The sequence below is a fragment of the Devosia sp. genome, assembly GCF_040509215.1.
Lineage (GTDB): Bacteria > Pseudomonadota > Alphaproteobacteria > Rhizobiales > Devosiaceae > Devosia.
Window position 1 is genome coordinate 1 of record NZ_JBEVLL010000361.1, and the last position, 16,441, is coordinate 16,441.

Consider the following 16,441-nt stretch of genomic DNA (forward strand, 5'->3'; position numbering starts at 1 on the left):
CGAAAGGCAGCCGGTTGCTTGTTTTCTGATCCGGACGGGGGGAGAGATCAGAAGACGTAGACGGTGAGCGTCGGGCCGCTGGCATCGACGCCGAGAACGTGGCCCGGCTGGTATTTGCTGCGGCTCAGCGCAGCATTGATCAGCGGATCGGAGGCGACGGCCCCGACCATGCGGTGATAATCGCCATTGCCGGCCAGCCAGCCCGCAATCTGCCGGCGCACTTCGTTGCAGACCTTGATCGGCACGAGCTGGATATTGGTGGCGCGATCCCAGCCACGAAGCTTAGTGGACTGGAAGACGCTGATCAACTGATTGGGATTGCTGCCGGCGCAGGCGCCGGTCGACGCAAAGGCTGCGCCGGTGCCACCGCCGCCGCCATTGCGGGAGAAGATTCCGCCGCCATTGCCGCCGTTACCATTGTTGCCATTGGCGCCTATATTGCCGTTGCCGCCATTGTTCCCGTTATTGCCGTTGCCTCCATTGCCGCCGTTTCCACCATTGCCGCCATTGCCGCCACCAAGGCCGATGCCGATACCGAGCAATCCGCCGGAGCCGCCGACATTGACATTGGCGCCCACCAGGCCGCCGACGCCGGCATTGACATCGAGCAGGCCATTGCTGCCGCCGGAGCTGACATTGGCACCAACAAGGGGACTGGAACCGCCCCCGACATTGGCATCGAGCACATTGCCCCCGCCTCCGCCAAGGCCGACATTGACCAGACCACTATCACCGGCTGAACCGCTGCCCAGGGTCACAAGCGCGCCGCTATCGGAGCCGCCGATGACACCGAGAACGCTGGAGCTATCGCCGCCGGAGCCCCCTCCGAGGAGACCACCCAGCAGGTCCTGGGCCATTGCAGTACTGGTTAGCAAAGCAGACGCGACAATAAATGCGGCTGCGAGATTACGTTTCTTGAACACGGTAGCCTCCTGCTTCGCAACGGACGATCTGCCGTTGTCTTGAGGAAGATCTTCTTCTTGTTGGTCGCTCTGCGTAATTCGCGACTTTACGTAGATTTGTCGATCAACGCGGATGTAGTTATTTTATAGTTACTTCAACTTTTAGACTTATTTGATTTTATTACTTTGAAGCCGAGAATTCGCGCAAAGTCGGGAACGGCTCGGGCCAATAGGCCAGGGCCTCGAGCACGACCAGCAGGTTGGAGTTGTCAGGCATGTCGGCCATGAGCCGGCAAATGCCCAGAATAAGATCGTTCGGGGAGGGATCTTCAGGGACCAGCCGCTCCATGCGACCATCGCAGCGGTGCTTAAGCACGCCGGCGCATAATTCGCCCTTATGGACAAAGAGCAGGAGAGCGGTCTCTCCCAACGGGATCTGATCGGGGCTTACGCGAACATAGCCAAGCATTTTCTCCACACCTCGCAGATTGGACCACGACGCTGATGCCATGGTCTGCCCGGCGGGTTGGTGGAGCCTTTCGAGGGGCATTCGCAAAACTGCGGAGACCGCAACGGATTCTACGAATGAGGCGCCGCGGTTGGTCCCGGCGCCGCATGGGCCCGGGACTGACGCGCTCTAGCCGTCATTGCTCGAATTGAGCTCTTCGGGGCGCTGGCCCTCGGCCAATGGCGGATGCGGATCGAGGACGCGCAGGACCGCATCGGCCAGCGCCTCGACATCGATGCGAATCTCCCCCGCCTCGGCCTGGCGCTGCAATTCGACCGTGATGGCCGTAGCGATGGCGACGCGATGCGTTTCCCTAGCCGTTTCCATCTATGGACACTCCCTGCTCGTCGATCCGCACTTCAATGCCCGGTTGGGCTTGCTGCTGCTGATAGGTATAGATCGCGAAGGCGACGACGGCCACGGCAAGCACGGCCACCAGGGCATAAAGTCCGTTTCGACTCATGGAGAACTCCTGACGCTTGATCAGGATTGAACGCACCGAACCGAAAAAGGGTTCATTCGTCGGCGAGTTTGCGCAGGGCCATGACAAAGGCGGTGACGCCGATGCCGACGGAGCTGGAATTGTCGATCATGACGGGCGACACGGCGGCGGGCAAAGCAGCGCCTTCGCGGGCGAGGCGGGCAGTGATCTGATCGCGATTTTCGCGGCCGCGTTTGGAGAGGCGTTCGGCGCGGAGCGAAATCTCCGCCGTGATCATGAGGACGTGGCAATTGGGGTATTTGGCGATGGCCGCTGGCACGACGTGGCGCGAGACATTGGCAACGACGATACGGCCGAGAGCGAGATCGGTATCAACGCCGATGGGCAAGGCGTAATTGAGCCCATGGGCCTCCCAATGGAGCGCCAGGCGGCCATTGAGGAGAGCGTCGGCAAATTCGTCGGGCTCGATGGAGAGATGGTCTTCGACATCGAGATCGGTGGGGCGGGTAACGAGGCGCCGCACGAAGCTGAAGCGCTTGTCGGCATCGAGCGCCTGGCGAGCGCCCGTGATCAACGTATCCTTGCCGACGCCGGAAGGACCAATGACCAGAACCAGCACTCCGGGCGGACGATCGCTCAACTGACCCTGATCCCCTCTTTCCAGACACCGCGCACCGCGGGCACGCGAGTCTCACCTGAAACTCGCACCAGATCGGCCCTCTTGCCAATGGCAATCTCGCCACGGTCCACAAGGCCGGCCGCTTCCGCCGGATTTCTGGTTACGGTGGCGAGTGCCTGGGGCAAGCTGACCTCCTCCAAGCGCTGGGGCAGGATGAAGACGGCCTGCAGCAGGGCAAAGGGCACATAGTCGGAACTGAGGATATCGAGGAGGCCGGCGGCGACCAGATCGCTCGCTGAAATGTTGCCGGAGTGAGATTTGCCGCGGACGACGTTTGGCGCGCCCATGAGGACCGCTTGGCCGGCATCGTGGGCAGCGGCGGCGGCTTCAAGGGTGGTGGGGAATTCGGCGATGGAAATGCCGTCTTCGGCGGCTTCCTCGACCTGGGCCAGCGTCGCGTCGTCGTGGCTCGCGAGTGCCAGGCCCAGCTCGTGGGCGCGGGCGACGATGGCCTTGCGATTGGGCGCGGAATAGCGGTCGTGCTCGGCCTGACGGGCATTGATATAGGCCAGCATCTGCTCTTCGTTCTGGCCCATATGCTTGGCGTAGAAGCGCTTGTAGTCCTCAAGCGAGCGGAACTGGCGCTGGCCCGGCGTGTGGTCCATGACCGAGGCGAGGCGCGTCTGGGGATGGTCGGCGAAGGCTTCGAAATGTTCCACGACGTCGTGGCTCGGCAATTCGCAGCGCAGGTGCAGGAAATGTTCGGCGCGGAGCCAACCCTGTTCGGGGCCGGCGCGGACGGCTTCCACCAGGTTCTTCGAGTGCTCGAGCATGTTGGGCAGGTCGATATCGGAGCCGATGCGGACGGCGTCGAAAACCGTGGTGATGCCTGAGCCGGAAATCTGCACGTCATGGGCGTGAAGCGCGGCGAGCGGGTCCCAGAAGACGCCGGGACGCGGGCGGTAGTGATTTTCGAGATGGTCGGTGTGCAGTTCGACGAGGCCGGGGATCAGATAGTCGCCGCCAAAGTCCTCGCCGGTATGGGTGTTCCTGGTGTCGATATCGGCGATTTTTCCATCGCGCACGAGGACGCTGCCGGTCACGACATCATTGGCAAGAACCACGCGGGCATTGGAGAGGACGAGTTCGGACACGGCTCAGGCTCCCAACTTGTAGTCTTCGAGGCGGCGGAAGGGGCGGCCGCTATCGGGCTCGTGGAACAGCACGAGACGATCGAACAGGATCGGCTCGGCAATGTCGGGCGCAAACCAGGATTCCAGCGCCTTGGTGATTTCGGCGCGCTCTTCTTCCGGGAGGCGATCGGTCAGGGTCATGTGGAAACGGAATTCGTCGAAGACAAAGGGATAGCCGTAGGAATCAAGCAGTTCTTCCTGGCGCGGGGAGAGGCCGCGGGCGGCACGGGCCGCGCGGTCCTTGATGCTCAGCGGGGCGCGGAAGGGTTCGAACTCTTCGACCACATAGGAGGCAAAATCCTGCAAGGCCTCGTTGGGCCCGGCGGGAATGAGGGCGAGGAAACCGTCGAGGGAGGCGACACGCAGATGGCCCAGCACGAAGGGCGCCTGGGTGCGGGCAAAATTGGTGAGGGCCGCGCGTAGCTCTTCGATGGTCGTGCCTTCGGCCAGCGCCATGGGCGGCTTGATGGTGGCGTGGAAGGCGTAGCGATTGGCCGACTGGGTGAGATTGAGCAGGCGATTGCGTTCGACGCCGGCGACGGAGCCATCGAAAAGCTCATTGGTCAGCGGATCGCGGCCGAGCCAGGCGGCGGCGCGGTCCCAGAGCGGGCTATTGGCGGAGGGCGCGTAATAGATGGCGAATCGTTCGGTCATGAAAACTCCAGAAGCGTGCCGCTAGCGCCTCTATGTGTCTGCCTTTTGACATGACGGCAAGGCTGGACAAGGCGGGCGACGCTCTCCACAAAGGCGGCGAGGAATTTTGGGGGTCGGAGGATGACCATGGACCGCGCGCTGCTGCAAACCCTGTTCGAGCTTGCCGTGGAGCGCGCCCAGCCGGCATTGGCGGTTTCGCGGCATTTGCCACAGGCGCCGAAGGGACGGACCATCGTCATCGGCGCGGGCAAGGCGTCGGCGCAGATGGCGCGGGCGTTCGAACTGGCCTGGCCGGGTGAGATCACCGGACTGGTGGTGACGCGCTATGGCTATGCCGAAGAATGCGAGCGGATCGAGATTGTCGAAGCGGCGCATCCGGTGCCGGACGCGGCGGGTTTTGCAGCGGCCAAGCGGCTGAAAGACATCGTCAGCGGGCTGACGGCGGATGATCTTGTCGTGGCGCTGATTTCGGGGGGCGGTTCGGCGCTGCTGCCGGCGCCGGCCGAGGGGATGACGCTCGAAGACGAGCAGGCGATCAATCGGGCGCTGCTGGCGTCGGGTGCGCCCATCGGGGTGATGAACCTCATCCGCAATCAGTTTTCGACAATCAAGGGTGGGCGGCTCGCGGCGCTGGCGGCGCCGGCGCGGGTGGCGACGCTGGTGGTTTCGGATGTGCCGGGGGACGATCCGGCGCTGGTGGCCTCGGGGCCGACGATTTCACTGGCTGGCACACGGGCCGATGCACGGAAGTTTGCCGAGCTTTATCGGCTGGAGCTGCCGGAGGCGGCGAAGACGCTGCTGGCAAGCGAGGACAATGCGGCGCCGCGCTCGGATGATGCGCGGTTTGTCGGCAATTCGGTTGTGACCATTGCCTCGGCAGTGCTGTCGCTGACGGCGGCGGCTGAGGAAGCGCGGAAACGGGGGTTTGGGGCCTCTGTGCTGTCCGACTCCATCGAGGGCGAGGCGCGGGATGTGGCGCTGGTGCATGCGGCCATTGCCAAGGAAATTGCGCAGCGCAACCAGCCGTTCGAAAAGCCAGTGGTTTTGCTGTCCGGGGGCGAGACAACTGTCACCCTCCGCGGCAAGGGTCGTGGCGGGCGGAATGGGGAGTTTCTGCTGGCGCTGGCCATTGCGCTTGATGGCGTCGAGGGGGTGACGGCGCTGGCGGGGGATACGGACGGGATCGACGGGTCGGAGGATAATGCCGGGGCGTTTGTCGATGGCACTTCGGCAAGGCGGATGCGCGAGGCGGGGTTGGACCCGCTGGCTGCGCTGGCGAACAACGATGCCTATGGGGCGTTTGAGGCGATTGGGGATTTGTTCGTGACCGGGCCGACGGGGACGAATGTGAATGATTTTAGGGCGATTTTGATCCGGTAAAGTTGCGGGTGCCGACACCCCCTCCCGGCCTCCCCCATCAAGGGGGAGGTGGTGCATCGAGTTTTTGGCTGGATCGTGCCAAAGTCACCGGCCCGCACCTCCCCCTTGATGGGGGAGGATGGGAGGGGGCGAACCTTGGAGGACCACATGGCAAAGGCGCTTGGCATTGGCGGGATGTTTTTTCGGTCGCGCGACACATCAGCGCTGGCGGCCTGGTATGAAACGCATCTCGGCATTTCTCAGATGTGGAACCAGGAAGCAGGGCTGACGGTCTTCGCGCCGTTCAAGGAAACCACCGATTATTTTCCCGCCGACAAGCAATGGATGATCAATTTTCGGGTCGATGATCTCGACGGGATGATCGCGCAATTGCGAGCGGCTGACATTGCCATCGAGACGCGGCCGGATGAATGGGACACACCCGAGACAGGCCGCTTTGCGCGCATCCACGATCCCGAGGGCAACCAGATCGAGCTTTGGGAGCCTCCGGCGCCACAGTCGGAATAAAATCATACTTTTGTTGTGAAAAGGCCTTGGCAGGCGGGGGAGAGGTTTGCTCTAACACCGGGCAAATTCGGCTCGGGAGATGGATATGGCCAAGCGCAAAATTGCGGTGATCGGTGTGGGCAAGATCGCTGTGGACCAGCACCTGCCGGTGATCGACGCTTCGGATGATTTTGAGCTGGCTGCGACGGTTTCGACGCGCGGCGTGGGCCATGGCTCGGTGCCGGTGTTCAAGACGCCGGGCGAGCTTTATGCGGCGATGCCCGAGGTTGGTCTCGTTTCCATCTGCACGCCGCCGGGCATTCGCCACACCTACGTTCGCGAGGCGCTCGACGCCGGCAAGGACGTGATGATGGAAAAGCCGCCGACGACGACGATTTCGGAACTCGACGATCTTATTGCGCATGCGAAGCGCCTTGATCGGGTGCTGTATCAGACCTGGCACAGCCAGTTTAATGCGGCGGTCGATCGAGCCAAGGCGATCCTTTCCGATGAAGGCGTCACTTCGGCGCGCATCGATTGGCGCGAAAGCGTGCGCAAGTGGCATCCGGGGCAGGATTGGGTGTGGGAGCCCGGTGGGTTCGGCGTCTGCGATCCCGGCATCAATGCCTTTTCGATCTTTACCAAGGTCATGCCGTTTCCGGTGTTTGTCGAAAGCTCTAAGCTGACTTTCCCGGCCAATCGGCAGACGCCGGTCGATGCCGATATCGTCTTCAAATCGAGCCAGGCGCATAAGCCCAAGCTCTCCTGCGGGTTCAACTGGCTCGAAGAGAGCGGGGAAATCTGGACCATCCGGTTCGAGACGGGCAAGGGCAACGAGATCAAGCTTGAGAACGGTGGGCGCAAGCTCGTGGTCAATGGCCAGACGGTGCTCGAGCATGGCGATCTCGAATATTCGGCCATGTATGACCGGTTTGCCGATCTGCTGGACCAGCATCAGAGTGATGTCGACGCGGCACCGCTGCGGTTGATGTCGGACGTGTTTTTGCTCGGGGCCCGGATCAATGGGCCGGAGTTTGAGTGGTAGCCTCAGGCTACACGCCCTCCAAAATCCGCTTGTGATCGAGATCGAGGCACGTGACGAGAGCGTCGCGTGCCTCTTCCACTTTGCCGGCTTCGATGGCGAGAACGACCTTTTCGAGGCCCGCAACCGTTGCTTCGCAATAGGCCGTCACCGTGTCGCTGCGACGGGTCAGCGCGACGGCCAGCAACAGCTCCACGACGCCCACGACGGCGCGCAAAAGCGTGTTCTGCGCGCTTTCGGCGATGAGGCTGTGGACTTCGAGACAGGCGAGGCCGAACTGTTCGAGGCTGTCGCCTGAGGTGGCGGCCTGATGCAGCCAGTACTTCATCAGGCGGACGTGTTCGGCGGTGCGATGGCGGGCGGCGCCTTCGACGGCGGGCAGCTCAAGGGCGGCGCGAACCTCGAAGAGGTTTTCGTAAAAGCGCCGGTCATGCGGGGCGTGAAAGTGCCAGGCAAGGACCTGGCTATCGAAGAAATTCCAGCGGCTTTTGGGGGAGACGCGGGTGCCGACCTTTGGGCGGGCTTCGACGAGGCCCTTGGCTTCGAGGGTTTTGACCGCCTCGCGCAAAACCGTGCGCGAGACGCCATAGGTCTCCATCATGACGGCATCGCTGGCCAGCACCGAGCCGATCGGGAACTCACCGCTGACGATGGCCCGGCCGATCTCGTTGATCACGAAAGTATGGAAATTGCGCGCAGCGTGCCGGCCCGAAAGGGACCGGATGAGGCTGCCAGCTTCGATCATGGTGCGGTCTTGCCTTAGGCCTTTTGGGCTTTCTCTCCGGGTGCGGACGCAACGAATATCAGGCGCTGCAGCACGATGAACAGGAACAATAGAATGCCGATGACGATTTTCGTCCACCAGCTCGAAAGCGTGCCATCGAAGATGATGTAGGTCTGGACGAGACCAAGCAGCATCACGCCGATGAAGGTGCCGAGGACGAAGCCATAGCCACCGGTAAGGAGGGTGCCGCCGATGACCACGGCACTGATGGCGTCAAGTTCGACGCCGACCGCGGCCAGCGGATAGCCGGCGGAGGTATAGAGGGAAAAGACGATTCCCGAAATGGCGGCGAGAACGGAAGAGAGCGTGTAGATGGCGACGGTGGTGCGGGCTACGGGGACACCCATCAGCGAAGCGGAAACCGGATTACCGCCGAGGGCATAGACATAGGAGCCGAACTTGGTCCGGTGCGCGATGAGCGCGCCGATGATGAAGATGGCGACCATGGTGAGGCCGATGAAACTCAGGCGCCCGCCGCCGGGGAGGCGGATGGTGAGGTCCGAAATCCAGTCATAGAATTCGTGATTGATCGGCACGGAATCGCGCGTGATGACCGAGGCGCCGCCGCGGGCGAGGAACATGCCGGCGAGGGTGACAATGAAGGCGGGCACCTGCAGGTAGTGAATGGCGAGACCCATGGTGGCGCCAAAGCCGCCGGCCACGATGATGGCAATGGCAAAGGCGAGGACCGGGTGGAGGCCAACCCAGGTGATGAGCACGGCGACGAGCACGCCGGTAAAGCCGATGACCGCGCCGACCGAGAGATCGATCCCGCCCGAGAGAATGACGAAGGTCATGCCGACCGCCGCGATGCCGAGAAAGGCATTGTCGGTGAGGAAATTGCCGAGGACCCGCGTCGAGAACATAGAGGGGAACTGCATGACCGCCAGGGCATAGGCGATGGCAAAAATCAGCGCCGTGGCAACCAGCGGACGAAGGGAACGGTTCATTTCGCGGTTCCCTTGGCGGCGGGGACAAGGCGCGGCGGGGCGAGGCGGCTCGCGAGCGGCGACTGGATGACAAGGACGATGAAGATCAGCCCGGCTTTGACGATGAGGTTGAATTCGGGCGGGAAGCCCGAGACCAGGATGCCGGTATTCATCGCCTGGATGATGAGGGCGCCGACGACGGCGAGCGGCACAGAGAAGCGGCCGCCGAGGAGCGAGGTGCCGCCGATGACGACGGCGAGGATGGCGTCGAGTTCGAGCCAGAGGCCGGCATTGTTGGCATCGGCGCCGCGAATGTCGCCGGCAACGATGATGCCGGCAATGGCGGCGCAGAGGCCGGAAAGGGAATAGACCACCAGCAAGAGCATGCGGCTGCGGATGCCGGCGAGGCTGGCGGCGGCGCGATTGACGCCTACAGCTTCGATGAAGAGGCCGATGGCGGTGCGGCGGACGATGAGGGTGACGATAATGGTCAGCACCAGGGCGATAACGGCGGCCATGGGGAAGCCGAAGAAGGAGCCGGTGCCGATATAGATGAGCAGGGGATCGTTGAAGGTGACGATGAACCCTTCGGTGATGAGCTGGGCGATGCCGCGGCCGGCGACCATGAGCACGAGCGTGGCGATAATCGGCTGGATATCGAGAATGGCGACGAGGATGCCATTCCAGAGGCCGCAGAGGAGGCCGACGACGAGCGCGGCGACAACGGCGATGGGCGCGGGATAGCCCGCGACGACCATGGTGGCGGCGACGGCGCCGGCTACGGCCATGACGGCGCCGACCGAGAGATCGACGCCCTTGGTGGCGATGACGCCGACCATGCCGACGGCCAGAATGGCGACGGGGGCGCCTCGATTGAGTACGTCAATCAGCGAGCCGAAGAAGCGGCCATCCTGCCAGGTGACGCGGAAGAAATTGGGGAAGAGGAGCCAATTGATCAGCAGCACGCCGACCAGGGCGAGGAGCTGGGGATTGGCGAGTTTGAGGAGCGAGCGGCGGATCATGCTGACGCTCCTTCCTTGTGATTGGCGATGGCCTGCACGATGACCCCGGGATTGATGTTTTCGCCATTGAGCTCGGCGACCAGCTCGCGATCGCGCATGACTACGATGCGCGAGGAATAGGCGACGACCTCGTCGAGCTCGGAGGAGATGACGACGAGCGCCAGGCCTTCATCGCGCAGGCGATTGATGGTGCGGACGATTTCGGCATGGGCGCCGACATCGATACCGCGGGTGGGTTCGTCGAGAATGAGGAAGGCCGGGTCGGTGGCGAGCCAGCGCGAGAGGATGACCTTTTGCTGATTGCCGCCCGAAAGGAGTTTGACCGGCATATCGAGCGAGGCGGCGCGGATATCCATGGCCTCGCCGAAGCGGCCGGCGATTTCCATCTGCTCGTCGCGATTGAGGGCGCTGAACCAGCCGAGTTTGCCTTGCAGGGCAATGACGATGTTTTCGCGCACCGATAGGTCGCCAAAAATGCCTTCGGCCTTGCGGTCTTCGGGGCAGAAGCCAAAACCGTGGGCGATGGCGTCGGTGGGGCGGGCGATGGAGGTTGGGGTGCCGGCAACAGACACGGTGCCCTCATCGGCCGCGTCGGCGCCGAACATGATGCGGGCCATTTCGGTGCGACCGGAGCCCAGGAGGCCGGCGACGCCGACGACTTCGCCCTTGTGAATGGTGAGGTTGAACGGGTGGACGCTGCGCTTGCGACCGTAATTCTTGAAATCCAGGAGCACCTCGCCGAGGGGGCGGTTTTCTTCGAGTTTGGTGGCGCCGGAGAAGGCGATGTCCTTGCCCAGCATGAGGCGGACGACGTCGGTGCGCGTCAGGGTATCGAGGGCCTTGGTGTCGATCAGCTTGCCATTGCGGAGGATCGTCACGCGATCGGCGATGGCAAAGACCTGATCGAGGAAATGGGTGATGAAGACAACGGCGAGGCCGGATTTCTTGAGGTCGGCTATGATCTCGAAGAGGCGTTCCACTTCATTGCGATCAAGGCTCGCAGTCGGCTCATCAAGGATTAAGACCTTACCGGAGAGTTCGACGGCACGGGCGATGGCGACGATTTGCTGGACGGCGACAGAATGGGCACCGAGTTCGCTCGAGGGATCGATATTGAGGCCGTAGCGCGCGAGCACGGTCTTGGAATCGCGCTCCATCTTGCGGCGATCGACGAAACCGAAGCGGGTCGGCTGGTGGCCGAGATAGAGGTTTTCGGCGACGGAGCGATTGGGCAGGAGATTGACCTCCTGGTAGACCGTGCCGATGCCATAGGTCTGGGCGTGCTGGGGATTGTTGAGCGTCACCGGGACGCCATCGACGATGACTTCGCCAGCGCTTGGCTGGTAGGCGCCGGTGAGGATTTTGATGAGCGTCGACTTGCCGGCGCCGTTTTCGCCGAGGAGCGCATGGACCTCGCCGGGTCTGAGGCCGAAATCGACCTTGTCGAGCGCTACGTGATTACCAAAGATCTTGACGATCCCGCGCGCTTCAAGCGCGTAGCCGGTCTCCGCCATTGCCCCTCCCCTGCTGCTTTTCGCAGCTCAGTCCTCAGTCGCCCTCCTACTTGGTGCTTGCCGCTACCACCACCCTTGATCCCTCCCCACAAGGGGGAGGGAGACGAAAGAGCCGGGAGATTTCAGCCTGCGCCTCCCTCCCCTTGATGGGGAGGGAATGAGGGTGGGGTGGGGCCACAAGAACTGACCCCACCCCGACGTATTCAGTCTATCAGTAGCCGAGGCCCTTGCGGCGCTCGTATTCGCCGGCCGGGTCATCAGCCGAAGTATAGAGCTTGGACTCGGTGATGATGAACTTTTCCGGTTCCGTGCCATCGGCAAGGTAAGCAGCGAGGGCGTCGAAGGCCGGGCCGGCCATGTTCGGGGTCAGTTCCACAGTGGCATTGGCTTCGCCGGCCGCGATGGCGGTGAAGATATCGGGGACGGCGTCGATGGAAACGACGAGGATGTCGGTGCCGGGCTTGAGGCCAGCGTCCTTGATGGCCTGGATGGCGCCGACGGCCATATCGTCATTGTGGGCATAGACCGCGCAGATATCGGCGCCGCCATTGGAGGACTTCAGGAAGGCTTCCATGACTTCCTTGCCCTTGGAGCGGGTGAAGTCACCGGTCTGGCTCTGGGTGATCTTGACGTTGGCAGCGCTGGCGATGCCTTCCTCAAAACCCTGCTTGCGATTGATGGCCGGGCTCGAACCCACGGTACCCTGCAGTTCGACCACGTTGCAGTCCTTGCCGGCGACCTGATTGACCAGCCACTCGCCGGCCGTACGGCCTTCGAGGACCTGATCGGAGGCGACCGAGGTCAGGTAGAGGTCTTCGGGCGCATCGACGCCGCGATCGAGCAGGACGACCGGAATTTCGGCTTCCTTGGCTTCCTTGAGCACATCTTCCCAACCGGTGGCGACCACGGGGGCGATGAGGATGGCGTCAACGCCCTGGGCGATGAAGCCGCGCAGCGCCTTGATCTGGTTTTCCTGCTTCTGCTGGGCGTCGGCAAATTTCAGATCGACGCCACGGGCTTCCGCTTCCTGCTTGGTCACAGACGTTTCGGCCGCGCGCCAGCCCGATTCCGAGCCGATCTGCGAAAAGCCGATAACCTTGCCTGTCAGGTCCTGCGCAAAGGCAGCAGTAGACAAGGCAGTAGCGAGGCCGGCCGCGATGGCCAGCTTGGTAATGATGCTCACGATGGATCCTCCCAAATGACCGCCCGGCGTTTCGCTTCGGGCAGTGAGAGGACGCTATATAAAGTACTATTATATGTAAAGAGGGTTCGGAGCCCGAACGAAAACGGCGACCCCGAGGGATCGCCGCTTCGGCCCAGAGCTATCCGGCATGGGACGGAAAGCTCTTGTTTGCGAGTGAGTTACCAACCGAACTGCTTGGCCACCGAGATCTTGAAGGTGCGACCGGTGGAACGGTCCACCGCCAGATTTTGTCGGTAGTCGGCATTCAGCACGTTGTCGATGCCTGCCTGGAATTCAGTGCCGGCGAGTGGGCCGGTGTCAGGCTTCCATGAGGCGAAGAGATCCACGGTGGCATATGCGTCCGCCGTGCCGTCGATTGGCTGCTGAGCCGATCCCTGAACAAAATACCGCCCCTTGTCGGCAATGGTCAGGCGCGTACCGAAGTCAAGATTGTACTCGACATTGCGGATGCCGACCGTCAGGGCCAGCTTGCTTTGCGGAACCGTGGTCAGTGGCGTATTCGTGACGCGGTTGTCGCCGATGGTGAGGCCATAGGCGAGGCTCGCGTAAAGCAACTCGCTGTCATACGAACCTTCGACTTCGATGCCGTAGATGCTCGCCTTGCCGATGTTTCCATAATAGGGGACGGTGGCACCACCGAACGGATTGGCTGTGTTGGAAGCGATCAGGTTGGTCAGATCGCTGTAGAAAGCGGTTGTCTTGATCGCGGCGCTGTCGCCCGATGTCAGCACATCGTTTGCCGACAGCGAGAAGCCCCCCTCGATCGTATCGGCGATTTCCTTCTGAAGACCAAGACTCGTGCTCTTGGGTGCACTGCCGAGAGGACTACGAACTGGAATTGGTGCAGAAGCTGCAGCCACTGAATAAAGTTCATCGATAGTCGGCAGGCGCTCGGTATGTGCCACCGAGGCAAAAATGCCGATGTTGTCATTGACTTCGTAGTGGGCGGAGAGCTTGGGCGAGAAGGCACTGCCTTCCACATTTGCCGCACCAGTTGTCGAGTTGACCCAATGGAAGTCACCGCGAGCGCCGGCGATTAGGGTCAGCTTCTCGGCCCAGATGAACTCGTTCTGTGCGAATACGCCGAGTTTATTTTCGGTACCCTGTGGGTGGGCCGGTAGCGCAGCGGCAGTGCCTGGTCGGGTAACCGTGCGATCCTGAGTTGATCCCTGGAAACCTGTCGTGAAGAAGTTTTCGAAACCATCGCCGATCCACTCAACCGTGTTGTCGGCGGACAGTTGCCAGGTCTTGTATCCGTAGCGCGTATCCAAGAGGATGCTGTCCGCGGTGACGTTTTGCGGCGAGGCCCCACTCGGAGTGCCGATAACGGTGCGCGGAGCGCCGAGCTGGTACCGGTGATTGGTCTGATCGTTCTGCGTGTCCGAGTAGCTCAGGTTAACCTTTAGATCGACCCAGGGGTTGTCCGTTGCCGGATTTTCCCAGTGAAGCACTGCAGTCTGATCGACCACCGTGCGATCAGTGACGCCGAACATAGAGGACGTGCCGGTCTGGGCATATGCCTGATCCTTGGCATCGCTGAACCAGCGCTGATACGAGAGGCTCAGTTCCTGCTCGTTGTTGTCGCCAAAATGCGCTGTGCCCTTAACGAGGCCAGAAAGCGTATTGAAGGCAGAGCCATCCAGCGTCTTACCATTCGCCAGTTCGACATTGTCACGACGACGCCAATTGCCGGCAGCCAGAATTTCGAACGTCTCATTGACTTGCTGTGCCACCACGGCAGAGGTCAGAGTACCCTTGCCGTTGCTGTCGAACGAAGTCTTGATGCGCGCCGCGCCAGTGTCGCCGTCCTGAATAAAGTCGGAGGCGTCCTTGGTAGTGAAATTGATCACGCCGCCGATGGCGCCAGCGCCATAGAGGGTCGAGGATGCCGGGCCGCGCAGGACTTCTACCTGCTTATATAGCTCGGGGTCGGAGAAGAATGAGCCCATACGGTATTGTTCATTGAACTTAGGCGCACCGTCGATATTGATGATGATGCGCGAACCGTCAGACGAATTTTCGGTCGTGCCGATGCCGCGGATATTGAAGGCCTCGCCGAACTGGCGCTGACTGCCGACGATGGCGACGCCCGGCACTGTGGCAAAGAGTTCGCCTGTGGTCGCGGCCTGTTCCTTGTCGATATCGGCCTGGTTGAGCACCGTCACGGCCTGGGGCGTATTGATCGCCACCTTGGGCGCGCCGGCGCCGATGACCAGGCGTTCGAGAAGGGTAATATTCGTTGCGTTGACATTTTGCGCGACAGCCCCCTGTTGCGCAACAATTGCCAGCGCGACGCCGCCCAAAAGCGCGGCCGCGCGTGACCTGACCAGCCCCATGTCTGTCTCCAGTTTCTTATTAGTCTTTTTGTGAACGGCTGGCTGGCGGAGGGCTGGCGGACCGGCTGGAAGAATGCTGACTCTTCCAATCACCTATTGCGCAGATAATTTATTCTGTCTAAAGAAGTCAAGTTTATTTCTCCTGCCCCGGCGTTTGTTGATGACGCCGCAACAGCCTGACTTCATTGGATAAATTATGCCCGCGAATGATCTTCCTTCCACAGCGAACCAGACGAAAATCGTCACCACTGACGAGCTGCTGGGTGGTGGCAATGAGATTCAGATCGAGCACAAGGGCATGATCTATCGTCTACGGGTCACTCGGCAGGACAAGTTGATCCTCACAAAATAGGCCAGCCCCGTGACCGAAACCGTCGCCAAAACCGCTGAAGACATCCGAAACGTTCGCGCACTCCATCCGCAGATGCGCGAACGCGACTTTGCCCGCATTCATGGCATTACCGAGGGGCAGCTCGTGGCCGCCGAAGTCGGCCGCACCGCCATCCGCATCCGTGCCGATGTCGAAGCCGTGCTCAAGGGGCTGACGACGGTTGGCGAAGTCATGGCGCTGACGCGCAATGAAAGCGCCGTGCACGAAAAGATCGGGCCCTATGAAAAGGTCTCGTTCAATCCGCACGCCTCCATCGTGCTCGGCGAGCAGATCGACCTCCGGATTTTCCCAAGCCGCTGGGTCTATGGCTTTGCCATCGAAAAGACGGCGGAAGACGGCTCGACCAAGCGCTCGCTGCAGTTCTTCGATCGCGCCGGCAATGCGGTGCACAAGGTGCACGGCCGCCCGGCGACCGATGTTGCCGCATGGAACGCACTGGTTGAGACGCTGCGCCATGACGAGCAGGTCGATGTCATCGAAGTAGTGCCCTATGCGCCTGCCAAGATCGAAGGCGAAGCGGCCGGCGTTGATGCGCTGCGCGACGCTTGGGCCGCGATGACCGATACGCACCAGTTCTTCGGCCTTCTCAAGAAGCTCAACTTCGAACGCCTCAACGCGCTCGAAACCGTGGGCGAGGATTTTGCCTGGCAGCTCGACCACACCGCCGTCGAAAGCATGTTCCGCGGCGTCGCCGGCACCGACCTGCCAATCATGGCCTTTGTCGGCAATGATGGCTGCATCCAGATCCATTCCGGCCCGATCACCAATATCAGCCCGATGGGCCCCTGGCTCAACGTGATGGACGAGACCTTCCACCTGCACCTGCGGGTGGATCACGTCGTGGCGGCCTGGGCCGTGCGCAAGCCGACCAAGGACGGGCATGTCACCTCGGTGGAGCTTTATGACGAAAACCGCGAGCTGATCATCCAGTTCTTCGGCAAGCGCCATGAAGGCGAAGACGAGCGCAAGGAATGGCGTTCGGTCGTCGAGCACCTGCCGCTGTTTTCAACCTCCAACGCTGCCTGAGTTTTTCAC

Annotated in this window: 18 protein-coding genes; 5 read left to right on the forward strand and 13 right to left on the reverse strand. The window is 61.8% G+C overall.

Translation table 11 applies throughout. The features are described 5' to 3' along the window. Positions 1–47 precede the first annotated feature (47 nt). From ABW043_RS20490 to ABW043_RS20520, 7 genes are all read right to left on the reverse strand, one after another. Positions 48–923 (reverse strand): hypothetical protein, encoded by an 876-nt coding sequence (locus ABW043_RS20490; protein WP_353923047.1) that lies wholly within the window; start codon positions 921–923, stop codon positions 48–50. A 160-nt stretch (positions 924–1,083) separates the two neighbouring features. Further along, entirely contained in the window at positions 1,084–1,371 is a 288-nt protein-coding gene (locus tag ABW043_RS20495) for a hypothetical protein (protein ID WP_353923048.1), read from the reverse strand. A 168-nt stretch (positions 1,372–1,539) separates the two neighbouring features. Then, complete coding sequence (locus tag ABW043_RS20500; RefSeq protein ID WP_353923049.1) at positions 1,540–1,737, reverse strand: hypothetical protein; 198 nt, start codon at positions 1,735–1,737, stop codon at positions 1,540–1,542. Further along, a complete protein-coding gene (locus ABW043_RS20505) occupies positions 1,724–1,873 on the reverse strand; it encodes a hypothetical protein (RefSeq protein WP_353923050.1) in 150 nt (49 codons plus the stop codon). Before ABW043_RS20505 ends, ABW043_RS20500 begins: the two co-directional genes overlap by 14 nt. Before the next feature lie 52 nt (positions 1,874–1,925). Then, positions 1,926–2,492 (reverse strand): phosphonate metabolism protein/1,5-bisphosphokinase (PRPP-forming) PhnN, encoded by a 567-nt coding sequence (phnN, locus tag ABW043_RS20510; RefSeq protein ID WP_353923051.1) that lies wholly within the window; start codon positions 2,490–2,492, stop codon positions 1,926–1,928. Next, a complete protein-coding gene (locus tag ABW043_RS20515) occupies positions 2,489–3,625 on the reverse strand; it encodes an alpha-D-ribose 1-methylphosphonate 5-triphosphate diphosphatase (protein WP_353923052.1) in 1,137 nt (378 codons plus the stop codon). The genes phnN and ABW043_RS20515 overlap by 4 nt, the downstream gene beginning before the upstream one ends. Before the next feature lie 3 nt (positions 3,626–3,628). Next, positions 3,629–4,318: a DUF1045 domain-containing protein gene (locus ABW043_RS20520; protein WP_353923053.1), complete on the reverse strand. Its 690-nt coding sequence runs from the start codon at positions 4,316–4,318 to the stop codon at positions 3,629–3,631. Between the two features lie 120 nt (positions 4,319–4,438). Here ABW043_RS20520 and ABW043_RS20525 point away from each other — a divergent pair, with 120 nt between their 5' ends. The 3 genes from ABW043_RS20525 to ABW043_RS20535 all read left to right on the forward strand — a co-directional run bounded on the left by ABW043_RS20525 (position 4,439) and on the right by ABW043_RS20535 (position 7,229). Beyond that, positions 4,439–5,698, forward strand: a complete 1,260-nt coding sequence (locus ABW043_RS20525) for a glycerate kinase type-2 family protein (RefSeq protein WP_353923054.1) — start codon at positions 4,439–4,441, stop codon at positions 5,696–5,698. Positions 5,699–5,845: 147 nt separating this feature from the next. Then, positions 5,846–6,205, forward strand: a complete 360-nt coding sequence (locus ABW043_RS20530; RefSeq protein WP_353923055.1) for a VOC family protein — start codon at positions 5,846–5,848, stop codon at positions 6,203–6,205. An 85-nt stretch (positions 6,206–6,290) separates the two neighbouring features. Further along, complete coding sequence (locus tag ABW043_RS20535) at positions 6,291–7,229, forward strand: Gfo/Idh/MocA family protein (RefSeq protein ID WP_353923056.1); 939 nt, start codon at positions 6,291–6,293, stop codon at positions 7,227–7,229. 7 nt (positions 7,230–7,236) lie between these two features. Here the strand turns inward: ABW043_RS20535 and ABW043_RS20540 are convergent, their stop codons facing one another. From ABW043_RS20540 to ABW043_RS20565, 6 genes are all read right to left on the reverse strand, one after another. After that, a complete protein-coding gene (locus tag ABW043_RS20540) occupies positions 7,237–7,971 on the reverse strand; it encodes a FadR/GntR family transcriptional regulator (RefSeq protein ID WP_353923057.1) in 735 nt (244 codons plus the stop codon). Between the two features lie 14 nt (positions 7,972–7,985). After that, positions 7,986–8,960, reverse strand: a complete 975-nt coding sequence (yjfF, locus tag ABW043_RS20545) for a galactofuranose ABC transporter, permease protein YjfF (RefSeq protein WP_353923058.1) — start codon at positions 8,958–8,960, stop codon at positions 7,986–7,988. Then, complete coding sequence (locus tag ABW043_RS20550; protein WP_353923059.1) at positions 8,957–9,961, reverse strand: ABC transporter permease; 1,005 nt, start codon at positions 9,959–9,961, stop codon at positions 8,957–8,959. Before ABW043_RS20550 ends, yjfF begins: the two co-directional genes overlap by 4 nt. Then, positions 9,958–11,475 carry a sugar ABC transporter ATP-binding protein gene (locus ABW043_RS20555; RefSeq protein ID WP_353923060.1) on the reverse strand — a complete coding sequence of 506 codons (1,518 nt, stop codon included), beginning with the start codon at positions 11,473–11,475 and terminating at the stop codon, positions 9,958–9,960. Before ABW043_RS20555 ends, ABW043_RS20550 begins: the two co-directional genes overlap by 4 nt. 211 nt (positions 11,476–11,686) lie before the next feature. Beyond that, positions 11,687–12,658, reverse strand: coding sequence for a galactofuranose ABC transporter, galactofuranose-binding protein YtfQ (gene ytfQ, locus ABW043_RS20560; RefSeq protein WP_353923061.1), 972 nt, complete (start codon positions 12,656–12,658; stop codon positions 11,687–11,689). 179 nt (positions 12,659–12,837) lie between these two features. Continuing rightward, positions 12,838–15,015 (reverse strand): TonB-dependent receptor domain-containing protein, encoded by a 2,178-nt coding sequence (locus ABW043_RS20565; RefSeq protein ID WP_353923062.1) that lies wholly within the window; start codon positions 15,013–15,015, stop codon positions 12,838–12,840. A 196-nt stretch (positions 15,016–15,211) separates the two neighbouring features. Here ABW043_RS20565 and hemP point away from each other — a divergent pair, with 196 nt between their 5' ends. Beyond that, complete coding sequence (gene hemP / locus ABW043_RS20570) at positions 15,212–15,367, forward strand: hemin uptake protein HemP (protein WP_353923063.1); 156 nt, start codon at positions 15,212–15,214, stop codon at positions 15,365–15,367. A gap of 9 nt (positions 15,368–15,376) precedes the next feature. Continuing rightward, positions 15,377–16,432, forward strand: a complete 1,056-nt coding sequence (locus tag ABW043_RS20575) for a hemin-degrading factor (protein ID WP_353923064.1) — start codon at positions 15,377–15,379, stop codon at positions 16,430–16,432. The last annotated feature ends 9 nt before the right edge of the window (positions 16,433–16,441 follow it).

Coding starts and splice junctions, on each gene's coding strand:
- ABW043_RS20535 (WP_353923056.1), top strand. CDS start 6,291: ATGGCCAAGCGCAAAATTGCGGTGATCGGTGTGGGCAAGATCGCTGTG.
- ABW043_RS20540 (WP_353923057.1), bottom strand. CDS start 7,971: ATGATCGAAGCTGGCAGCCTCATCCGGTCCCTTTCGGGCCGGCACGCT.
- yjfF (WP_353923058.1), bottom strand. CDS start 8,960: ATGAACCGTTCCCTTCGTCCGCTGGTTGCCACGGCGCTGATTTTTGCC.
- ABW043_RS20530 (WP_353923055.1), top strand. CDS start 5,846: ATGGCAAAGGCGCTTGGCATTGGCGGGATGTTTTTTCGGTCGCGCGAC.
- ABW043_RS20500 (WP_353923049.1), bottom strand. CDS start 1,737: ATGGAAACGGCTAGGGAAACGCATCGCGTCGCCATCGCTACGGCCATC.
- ABW043_RS20520 (WP_353923053.1), bottom strand. CDS start 4,318: ATGACCGAACGATTCGCCATCTATTACGCGCCCTCCGCCAATAGCCCG.
- ABW043_RS20495 (WP_353923048.1), bottom strand. CDS start 1,371: ATGCTTGGCTATGTTCGCGTAAGCCCCGATCAGATCCCGTTGGGAGAG.
- ABW043_RS20505 (WP_353923050.1), bottom strand. CDS start 1,873: ATGAGTCGAAACGGACTTTATGCCCTGGTGGCCGTGCTTGCCGTGGCC.
- ABW043_RS20555 (WP_353923060.1), bottom strand. CDS start 11,475: ATGGCGGAGACCGGCTACGCGCTTGAAGCGCGCGGGATCGTCAAGATC.
- ABW043_RS20565 (WP_353923062.1), bottom strand. CDS start 15,015: ATGGGGCTGGTCAGGTCACGCGCGGCCGCGCTTTTGGGCGGCGTCGCG.
- ABW043_RS20550 (WP_353923059.1), bottom strand. CDS start 9,961: ATGATCCGCCGCTCGCTCCTCAAACTCGCCAATCCCCAGCTCCTCGCC.
- hemP (WP_353923063.1), top strand. CDS start 15,212: ATGCCCGCGAATGATCTTCCTTCCACAGCGAACCAGACGAAAATCGTC.
- ABW043_RS20525 (WP_353923054.1), top strand. CDS start 4,439: ATGACCATGGACCGCGCGCTGCTGCAAACCCTGTTCGAGCTTGCCGTG.